Origin of the sequence: Teichococcus deserti (assembly GCF_001982615.1) — a bacterium.
In the GTDB taxonomy this organism is placed as follows: domain Bacteria; phylum Pseudomonadota; class Alphaproteobacteria; order Acetobacterales; family Acetobacteraceae; genus Pseudoroseomonas; species Pseudoroseomonas deserti.
The window spans coordinates 1-9,169 of sequence record NZ_MLCO01000340.1 but is presented as its reverse complement, the minus strand read 5'-3'; the positions used below and the strand labels follow the sequence as shown (position 1 = coordinate 9,169).

The following is a 9,169-nucleotide window of genomic DNA, read 5'->3' as shown; positions in this document are numbered from 1 at the left end:
ATCCTGGCCGGCCTCGACCCCGCCGCCGGACAAGGCTTCGACTGGGTGCTGACCTGCCCCGGCGACACCCCCTTCATCCCCCCCGACCTGGCGACCCGCCTGCACGCCGCCTGCCGGCAGGACAGCACGCCGGTCGCCCGGGCAAGGTCAGGCGGCCAGGACCACCCGCCCGTCGCCCTCTGGGCCACCAGCCTGCGCGACACCCTGCGCGCCGCGATCAACGACGGCGAACGGCAGCCACGGCGCTTCGCGAACACCGTCGGCTGCGCCACGGTGGAATGGGACGCCAGCGCCGGCGATCCGTTCTTCAACGCCAACCGGCCCGAAGATCTCGGCCCATAGAAAGAAAGGCCGAGGAGAAAGTATTCTCCCCGGACCCCTCATCTATTTCTTTTGGAAAGAATTATTTCTCGCAGCGGATGAACACGGTGCTGCGGTTGATGTCCTCGCCGATATCCGCGGCAGAACGATCCGCCCCGCTGCTCGGCGCCACCTCCGGCACGATCCCCGCCCGCCGCAGGAAGACCTGCGCCGCCGAACCCTTGATGGCGAAATTGACGTTCTGCGGAATGTCGCCGGTCTGCTTGGCAATGTTCTGCGCATGCAGCTTGCTGACCACCACGCCGACGATGCGCCCCTGCATGTCCAGCAGCGGCCCGCCCGAATTGCCCGGCTGCACCTCGGCGCTGATCTGATAGTGGTTCGGGTTGTTGCGCAGACCGTTCATACCGTTCACCTCGCCCCGCGTCAGCTTCGGGTCGGAGGACAGCAGCCCCGCCAGCGGAAAGCCGAAGGCGATCACCCCCTCGCCACGGCGGACATCCGGCGTCGAGCGGAAGGTCACCACCTCCCCCGGATCGCCCGGCACCGCCAGCAGCGCCAGGTCCACACTCTCGTCGACGCGGGCCGGCGGCACGGCGGGCAGCGTCCGGCCATCGGCGGTGCGCACGAAGATCTTGTTGCAGCCCGCCACCACATGCTGGTTCGTCAGCACCCGGTCCGTCGCCACCACGAAGCCGGTGCCCGACGACCCGGCCGCCCGCGGGTTCGGCGTACCCTCCGCCGGGCGGCTGGGCGCCGGGCGCAGATCGGCCGCCGTCACCTCCACCCGCGGCGTCGCGCAGATGTCGCGGTCGCGCAGCGTGGCGCGCTTGCCGTCGGCGGTGATCAGCCGGATGTCGAAGCGGCACCCCGCCTCCGTCCGCGTCCGCAGCGTGAAGCTCTTGTCGGTCGGCATCGGCCGCGGCAGCGTGTTGCTGCCCCAGTCGGCGCGGCCGCTGCGCACGGCATGGATCGCCGTCGCGTCCTGCCCGGTGCGGTTCACCACCTGGATGCGGTTCTGCCCGGCCTCCCCAGGGGATCCTGAAGCTGCGGGCGGTTCGGAAGCGGCCGGCGCCTGGGCGACGGCAGCGGAAAGCTGGGCCAGCACGATGGCGGCGCAGGCGGCGGGCAGAAGGGCGCGATGCATGCGCGTGATCTTTGCCTTCGCCGTCCGCGATCAAGGGCCGGGCGCCAGGATTTCACATGGCAGCCCTGCGCCACCCCGCTTGACCTTCCCACAATGGGAAGCCCCATCTGGCCGGCATGGCCGACGCCTCAACGCTTTCCCTTCCCGTCACCGGCATGAGCTGCGCCAGCTGCGCGGGGCGGGTCGAGCGCGCTTTGTCCCGTCTTCCCGGCATCGCCGCCGCCCGCGTCAACCTGGCCAGCCAGCGCGCCGAGGTCACCGGCACCGCGCCGCTGCCGGAGCTCGCGGCCGCGCTGGACAAGGCCGGCTACGGCCTGGCGACGGAAAGCCGGTCGCTCGGCATCGAGGGCATGACCTGCGCCAGCTGCGCCGGGCGGGTGGAACGCGCCCTGCGCGGCGTCCCCGGCGTGCTGGACGCCCCGGTCAACCTGGCCTCCGAGCGCGCGGCCCTGACGACCCTGGCCGGCCTGGACCCGGCCCTGCTCGCCGCCGCTGTCGAGCGCGCCGGCTACCGCGTCACCACCGCCGAGGCGGAAGACGCCGGCCCCGCCGAGGACCGCCGCGGCCGGATCGAGCTGGCCATCGCCTTCGTCCTGGCCGCCCCCTTCCTGGTCGGCATGCTCGGCATGGCCTTCGGGCGGCACTGGATGCCGCCGGGCTGGGTCCAGGCACTGCTGGCCGCGCCGCTGCAGTTCTGGCTGGGGCTGCGCTTCTACCGCGCCGGTTGGGCGGCGCTCCGCGCGCGGACCGGCAACATGGACCTGCTGGTGGCGCTCGGCACCAGCGCCGCCTTCGGCCTGTCGCTGGTCCTGCTGCTGCAGGGCGAGCCGCATCTGTATTTCGAGGCGGCGGCGCTGGTCATCGCCTTCGTCCTGCTTGGCCGCCACCTGGAAGGCCGCGCCCGCCGCGCCACCGGCGCCGCCATCGCCGCGCTGCTGGCGCTGCGCCCCCGCCTGGCCCGCCGCCTGACCGCCGACGGCACCGAGGAAGAGATCTCCGCTGCCCTGCTGCGCCCCGGCGACCGCCTGGTGGTCCGCCCCGGCGAGCGCATCCCCGCCGACGGCACGGTGGAAGAAGGCGCCGCGGGCATCGATGAAAGCGCGCTCACCGGCGAAAGCCGCGCGGTCGAGAAGTCGCCGGGCGACAGCGTCGCCACCGGCACCGTCTCGCTCGACGGGCGGCTGGTGCTGCGCGCCACCGCCGTCGGCGGCGAGACCCGCCTGGCCCAGGTCGCCGCCCTGGTCGAGGCGGCCCAGGCCAGCCGCGCCCCGGTGCAGAAGCTGGTCGACCGGGTCAGCGCCGTCTTCGTCCCCGCCGTGCTGGGGGTCGCGCTGCTGACCCTGCTGGGCTGGCTGGCCGTGGGCGCCGGGATCGCCACCGCGCTGCTGCACGCGGTCGCCGTGCTGGTCATCGCCTGCCCCTGCGCCCTGGGCCTCGCCACGCCCGCCGCCATCATGGCTGGCACGGGCGCTGCGGCACGGGCCGGCATCCTGATCCGCGACGCCGCAGCGCTGGAGCAGGCCGGCCGCATCACCCTGGTCGCCTTCGACAAGACCGGCACCCTGACCGAGGGCCGCCCGCGCCTGGCTGGCCTGACCCCGGCCCCGGGTGTGCCGGAGGCCGAGGCCCTGGCCGCCGCCGCCCGGCTGCAGGCCGGCAGCGAGCATCCCCTGGCCCGCGCCGTGCTGGCGGCGGCCGGCCGCCACCCCCAGCCCGCCGAGGATTTCCGCGCGCTGCCCGGCCGCGGCGTCGAGGGCGTCGTCGACGGCCGCCGTGTCATGCTCGGCAGCCCGCGGCTGCTGCAGGAATCGGGCGCCGATCCGCTGGCGCTCTCCGCCGGCATCGCCGCCGCCGAGGCCGCCGGCCAGACGCTGTCCTTCCTGATCGAGGCCGAGCCGCCGCGGCTGCTGGCGCTGCTGGCCTTCGAGGATGCGCCCCGCCCCGGCGCCGTCGCCGCCATCCAGGCGCTGCAGGCCCAGGGCGTCGCCACCGCCATGCTGTCGGGCGACGGCCCTGCCGCCGCCGGCGCGGTCGCCAAGGCGCTCGGCATCGCCGAGGTCGCCGCCGGCGTGCTGCCGGAAGGCAAGGCGGCGCGCATCGCCGGCTGGCAGGCCACCGGGGAGAAAGTGGCGATGGTGGGCGACGGGGTGAACGACGCGGCGGCCCTGGCCACCGCCGAGCTCGGCATCGCCATGGGCAGCGGCACCGACGTGGCCATCGCCGCCGCCCCCGTCGTGCTGCTGCGCCCGGACCCGGCGCTGGTGCCGGCGACGCTCGCCGTCACCCGCGCCACGCTGCGGAAAATCAAAGGAAACCTGGTCTGGGCCTTCGGCTTCAATGCGCTGGGCATTCCGCTGGCCGCCTTCGGCCTGCTGTCGCCGGCGCTGGCGGGGGCGGCCATGGCCTTTTCCTCGGTGGCGGTGCTGGGCAATGCGCTGCTGCTGACCCGCTGGAGGGCGAAGCCATGAACATCGGCGAGGCGGCGCGGGGCTCCGGCCTCTCGGCCAAGATGATCCGCCATTACGAGGCCGAGGGGCTGGTCGCGCCGCGCCGGCTGGAGAACGGCTATCGCGACTATGCGGCGACCGATCTGGCGGTGCTGCGCTTCATCCGCCACGCCCGGGCGCTGGCCTTCCCGCTGGAGGATGTCCGCAAGCTGCTGGCGCTGTGGCACGACCGCGGCCGGGCCAGCGCCGATGTCCGCCGCATCGCGCTCGACCATGTCGCGGCGCTGGAGGCCAAGGCCGAGGCCATGCAGGCCATGGCCCATTCGCTGCGCCACCTGGCGCAGCATTGCAACGGGGATGCCCGCCCCGACTGCCCGATCCTGGATGAGCTGGAGAAGCTGCCATGACTGAGAGTTTTGCCGTGACGGGGATGAGCTGCGGCCATTGCGTGCGCGCCGTGACCGAGGCGATCCAGGCCGAGGACCCGGCCGCCCTGGTGCGGGTCGACCTGGCCGCCGGCCGCGTCAAGGCCGAGAGCCGCCTGCCGCGCGCCCGCCTGGCCGCGCTGATCGAGGCCGAGGGCTATACCGCCACCTGACCTTCAGCCTTCCTTCACCCCGGTCCTGGCACAAGCACCCTTCCGCGGGGCGCGCATCGACCCCCGCGTGGAAAAGGGCGTGCGGCATGAGCAGCTTGTGGAAAAAAATCCCGGCGCTTCCCAGGATGGGGCTGACCTTGGCGGGGGGCGCGCAGGGGCCCTCCAGCGTGGTGGCGCCGCCGGGCGCGGCGCTGGCGCCGGAGGTCATGGCCGGCACGACGACCCTGCTGGCCGAGCGGCCGGCGGCGGAATACAGCCAGGCGCGCTTCACCGGCTATGGCGGCACCGACATCCATCTGGTGCCGGCCCCGGCGCCGCCGGTGGAGACCAACCAGGTGATCGCCCGGCTGCGCGATGACGTGGAGCGGTTGAGCCGCACCTATCGCGACTTCTTCGACACCCATGCCGACATGGACCCGCGGGCCATGACCCGCACCAAGGAGGGCTGGGCCGTCACCTGGCGCCGCTGGGCGCTGGACGACCTGACCGATGAGGTGGCGGAGCAGCGCAACGTCTATGTCATCCACCGCGGCGACAGCTTCCAGCACCGGCTGTTCCTGGACAAGGCGGGGCGGCACCTGCTGGCAATTCAGCCGCAGGATCCCTTTTCGGCGATGCGCTACCGCAAGCTGCGGCCGGACCAGGATCTCTGCGACCTTTACGGGCCTTTCGCGCGGCTCTCGGCCAATCCGCGCGGCTGAGCGCGTGTGATCGCCTGAGGTGGAATCGCCGGAAGGCGTGAATCACCCGCGCCTTCCGAAGGCTGCGAGGCTTCACGCGGCGGCGGCCTTGGCTAGTCTGGGGGCCAGATCAGGTCTCCAGGCCTGCCAAGGAGGAGCTTCCGCCCATGCGCATCACCGCCATCCGCGACGGCGTCGCGCCGATCAGCAGCGACATCGCCAATGCCTATATCGATTTCTCCAAGATGACGGCGAGCATCGTCGCCGTCACCGTGGAGGACGGGCAGGGCCGCAGCGCCACCGGCTTCGGCTTCAATTCCAACGGCCGCTATGCCCAGCCCGGCCTGCTGCGGGAGCGTTTCATCCCCCGCCTGCTGGAGGCGCCGGAGGTGGCGCTGTCGACGCCCGAGGGCACGCTGAACCCGGCCGGCGCCTGGGCGGCGATGATGAAGAACGAGAAGCCGGGCGGGCATGGCGAGCGCTCGGTCGCGGTCGGCGTGCTGGACATGGCGCTGTGGGATGCGGCGGCGAAGCTGGAGGGGGTGCCGCTGTGGCGCCTGCTGGCCGAGCGCTATCGCCAGGGCCAGGCCGATGACAGCGCCTGGATCTATGCCGCCGGCGGCTACTACTACCCCGGCAAGGGCGTCGACCAGCTGGTCGAGGAAATGCGCCGCTACCTCGGCATGGGGTATTCGGTGGTGAAGATGAAGATCGGCGGCGCGCCCGGCACGCCGCTGCGCGACGCGCTGAAGGAAGACGTGGCGCGGATCGAGGCGGTGCTGAAGCTGCTGGGCGGCGACGGCTCGCGGCTCTGCGTCGACGTCAACGGCCGCTTCGGGCTGCATGCGGCGCTGAGCTATGGCGCGGCGCTCGCCCCCTACAAGCTGCGCTGGTACGAGGAGCCGCTGGACCCGCTGGACTACAGCACCCATGCCGCGCTGGCCGAGCATTATGCCGGTCCGATCGCGACCGGCGAGAACCTGTTCAGCATGCAGGATGCCCGCAACCTGATCCGCCATGGCGGCCTGCGCGCCGACCGCGACATCCTGCAATTCGATCCCGCCCTGTCCTACGGGTTGGTCGAGTACCTGCGCACGCTGGAGATGCTGGTGGCCCATGGCTGGAGCCCGCGGCGCTGCGTGCCGCATGGCGGGCACCAGTTCGCGCTGAACATCGCGGTGGGGCTGGGCCTGGGCGGCAACGAGAGCTACCCGGAGGTCTTCGCCCCGTTCGGCGGCTTCGCCGATGACACGCCGGTGGAGGACAGCCGGATCAAGTTGCCGGAAACCCCTGGCATCGGCTTCGAGTCGAAGTCGGCGTTGTATGCGGTGTTGAAGACGTTGATGGATTGATGGGAGGTGCAGGAACCTCAGGTTCCTGCCGGGGGTGAAGGGGGCGGCGCCCCCTTCTCTGTGTATTCCTTGATCCTGAAATCCATGCTTCTGACAATGGCGTCGACGAGTCGCGACGGTGCCAGCGGCGAGAGCCTGAGCGCGAGGGCCAGCGGCCAGGGGAAGGCCATGCGGGCGGCGCCTTTGCGGATGGCGCGCTCCACCTTGATGGCGGCGGCCTCGGCCGAAATGGACAGCGGCCGCGCCCCCACCCAGCGCTCCCCCATGGCGCTATCGAAGAAGCCGGGGGCGACCAGGGTGACGCGCAGGCCTTTGGGCGCGGTCTCGGCGCGCAGCGCTTCGCCGTAGCTCCAAAGGGCGGCCTTGCTGGCGCAGTAGCCGGCGCTGTCGGGCAGGCCGCGGAAGGCGGAGAGCGAGGTCACCAGCGCGATGCTGCCGCGGCCGCGGGACAGCAGGGCGGGCAGCAGCGGTTCCACCAGGTGGAGCGCGCCCATCATGTTGGTGTCCAGCTGGGTGCGGATGGCGGCCAGGCCTTCGCGGGCGCCACCGGGGCGGGTGCCGGCGGCGATGCCGGCATTGGCGATGGCCAGGTCGATGGGGCTCTCGGCGTCCCAGGCGGCGAGCTGGGCCGCCATGGCCTCGGCGTCGCGGACGTCGATTCGGGCGGTTTTCACGGTGGCGGGTGCGCAGGCGGCCTCGGTCGCGGCGAGGGCCTCGGCGTCACGACCGATCAGATGGAGGGTGACGCCGGGGGCGGCGAATCGCTGCGCCAGCGCCGCGCCCAGCCCGCGCGACGCCCCGGTGATGACAACTGAAGAAAACATCACCGCAGGCCCTTCCGGCGGGCGAGCAGGCCGCGGATCCAGCCCTCGATGCCGCGATGGGCGGTCCAGCGCGAGACCTTCCAGACGCTCGGGTCGTCCAGCCGCTCGAGGATGAGCTCGGGCGGGCAGGGCAGCTCGGTCAGCGGATCGACCTGGCGGGGGAAGAGGATGAGGGTGGCGGCGACCAGCGCATCCAGCGTCAGCCTGCGGCCTCGGCGGGGCATGGGGGGCGCCCGCTCCTCGGTCAGGCCCCAGCCGGCATAGAAGGGCTGGCCCCAGGTGACGACGGGGACGTCGCGCAGCAGCGCCTCGAAGCCGGAGAGCGAGGTCAGGGTGTGCAGCGCATCGATCTGCGGGAAGAGCGCGGTGAGCGGCGCGCCGGTGACCACCTGGTCGGCCAGGCCGGACAGGGCCTCGGGCGGCAGGCGGCCCTTGCGGAAGCCGGCCTCCAGATCGGGATGCGGCTTGTAGACCAGCCAGGCCTCGGGATTGGCGTCGCGCACCGCCTGCAGCAGCGCCAGGTTGCCCTGCAGGGCGCCACCGCCGAGTCGCACCGAGGCGTCGTCCTCGACCTGGCCGGGAACCAGGAGTTTTTTTCGGCCCTGCGGCGCGGCGATGACGGGGGCCTGGCCGTGAAGATTATATTTCGTCACGCCGCGGGCGACGATCGCGGCGCGCAATTCGGCTGCCCGCCTGAGCAAATCTGGTGAAAACTCGGTAATCGCGAGAAGGTGTTCGAGGGCGCTCTCGCGGGCCGGGTCGTAGTAGATGCCGCGGTCGTCGACGGCATAGGCGGCGCCGGGCAGGAAGCGGGCGCCAAGGCCGCGGGACCGGACGAAGCCGTCCTCCACGGTCAGCAGGGGGACGCCGGCGGCCGCGCATTCGGCGCGGAAGCCGGGGGGGACCGCCCCGGCCCAGGCGGCGACGGCGCCGCGCCGCGCCTGGGCCTCGGCCAGGGCCTGGGCCGGGCGGCGGGCGAAGGACGGCGCGCCGCCGGCATGGGCGAAGAGGGCGGTGATGCGGCTCCGCTTCCAGAAGGCCATGCCCAGGCAGACGGCGACGCGGCGGTTTTCGGCCTGCGCCTGCTGCCACTGGGCGAGCTGGTCCAGGGCCTGCCCGGGGGACCAGGGGCGGGAGAGGAAGGGATCGGCGCAGCGCAGATGGGCCAGCAGGGCGGCCCAGCGCGGGGCGGCCGGCAGGACGCGCCCGGCGACGCGCAGCCCGGCGGCGGCGGCCAGCAGCGCCATGTCGGGGCCGGCGCCGTAGAGGTCCTCCGCCAGGTCGAGCAGGGTCCAGGGGGCCAGGCGGGCGCGCAGCAGCCGGGCACCGGTGGGCGGGCGCAGCTGGAAGGCGGCCTCAGCCGGCGCGGCGGGGTCGCGGGCGATCAGGACGGGGCGGCCTTGGGCGGCGGCCTCGGCGGCGGCGAGGGCCGCGCGGGCAGCGGCGGCGCGATCCGGGCGGCAGGGGTCGAGCACCAGCAGCGCGGCGCGGCGCGGCAGGCCAAGGCGGGCGAAGCCGGGATCGGGCAGGCCGGCCTCGCCGCCGAGCCGCTGCTCGGCCAGCCGGGCGGCGAATTCCTCAGCCCGGGCAAGGGCTTCGGGCGTGGCAGCGGGGGCTGCGGCCAGCGGGGCGTCGAGCAGGCAGGGCGGCAGCTCGGGCGTCGGCAGCAGGGCGAGGGTGCGGTGGCGGCCGTTGAAGGAGGGGCTGCGCAGCGGGCCGGGGGCGTAGCGCAGCAGGTGGCCGGAGGCCTGGGCGGGGGGCCGGGCGCCCAGCGGCAGGGCCAGCAGATCGGCCTGGGCG

At 73.4% G+C, this 9,169-nt stretch carries 9 protein-coding genes; 6 read left to right on the top strand and 3 right to left on the bottom strand.

Annotated features, from left to right (window positions below; genetic code table 11):
* A partial coding sequence (locus BKE38_RS26500) for an NTP transferase domain-containing protein (RefSeq protein ID WP_165694293.1) occupies positions 1-342 on the top strand: 342 nt, incomplete at its 5' end.
* 61 nt (positions 343-403) lie between these two features.
* Here the strand turns inward: BKE38_RS26500 and BKE38_RS26495 are convergent.
* On the bottom strand, positions 404-1,468 hold the full coding sequence (locus BKE38_RS26495; protein WP_076960199.1) for a trypsin-like peptidase domain-containing protein: 1,065 nt from the start codon (positions 1,466-1,468) through the stop codon (positions 404-406).
* 116 nt (positions 1,469-1,584) lie between these two features.
* Here BKE38_RS26495 and BKE38_RS26490 point away from each other — a divergent pair, with 116 nt between their 5' ends.
* The 5 genes from BKE38_RS26490 (at position 1,585) to BKE38_RS26470 (ending at position 6,545) form a co-directional block, all read left to right on the top strand.
* Complete coding sequence (locus BKE38_RS26490) at positions 1,585-3,936, top strand: heavy metal translocating P-type ATPase (RefSeq protein WP_076960198.1); 2,352 nt, start codon at positions 1,585-1,587, stop codon at positions 3,934-3,936.
* The gene (gene cueR, locus BKE38_RS26485; protein ID WP_076960197.1) at positions 3,933-4,322 is read left to right on the top strand and encodes a Cu(I)-responsive transcriptional regulator; all 390 of its coding nucleotides are present in this window, start codon (positions 3,933-3,935) and stop codon (positions 4,320-4,322) included. Before BKE38_RS26490 ends, cueR begins: the two co-directional genes overlap by 4 nt.
* Positions 4,319-4,513: a heavy-metal-associated domain-containing protein gene (locus tag BKE38_RS26480; RefSeq protein WP_076960196.1), complete on the top strand. Its 195-nt coding sequence runs from the start codon at positions 4,319-4,321 to the stop codon at positions 4,511-4,513. Before cueR ends, BKE38_RS26480 begins: the two co-directional genes overlap by 4 nt.
* 86 nt (positions 4,514-4,599) lie before the next feature.
* Positions 4,600-5,214 (top strand): hypothetical protein, encoded by a 615-nt coding sequence (locus BKE38_RS26475; RefSeq protein ID WP_131829740.1) that lies wholly within the window; start codon positions 4,600-4,602, stop codon positions 5,212-5,214.
* A 146-nt stretch (positions 5,215-5,360) separates the two neighbouring features.
* Entirely contained in the window at positions 5,361-6,545 is a 1,185-nt protein-coding gene (locus BKE38_RS26470) for a mandelate racemase/muconate lactonizing enzyme family protein (protein WP_076960194.1), read from the top strand.
* Positions 6,546-6,562: 17 nt separating this feature from the next.
* Here the strand turns inward: BKE38_RS26470 and BKE38_RS26465 are convergent, their stop codons facing one another.
* Positions 6,563-7,369, bottom strand: coding sequence for an SDR family NAD(P)-dependent oxidoreductase (locus BKE38_RS26465; RefSeq protein WP_076960193.1), 807 nt, complete (start codon positions 7,367-7,369; stop codon positions 6,563-6,565).
* On the bottom strand, positions 7,369-9,169 hold a 1,801-nt coding region (locus tag BKE38_RS33720), incomplete at its 5' end, for a capsular polysaccharide export protein, LipB/KpsS family (protein WP_076960192.1). The genes BKE38_RS26465 and BKE38_RS33720, both read right to left, overlap by 1 nt.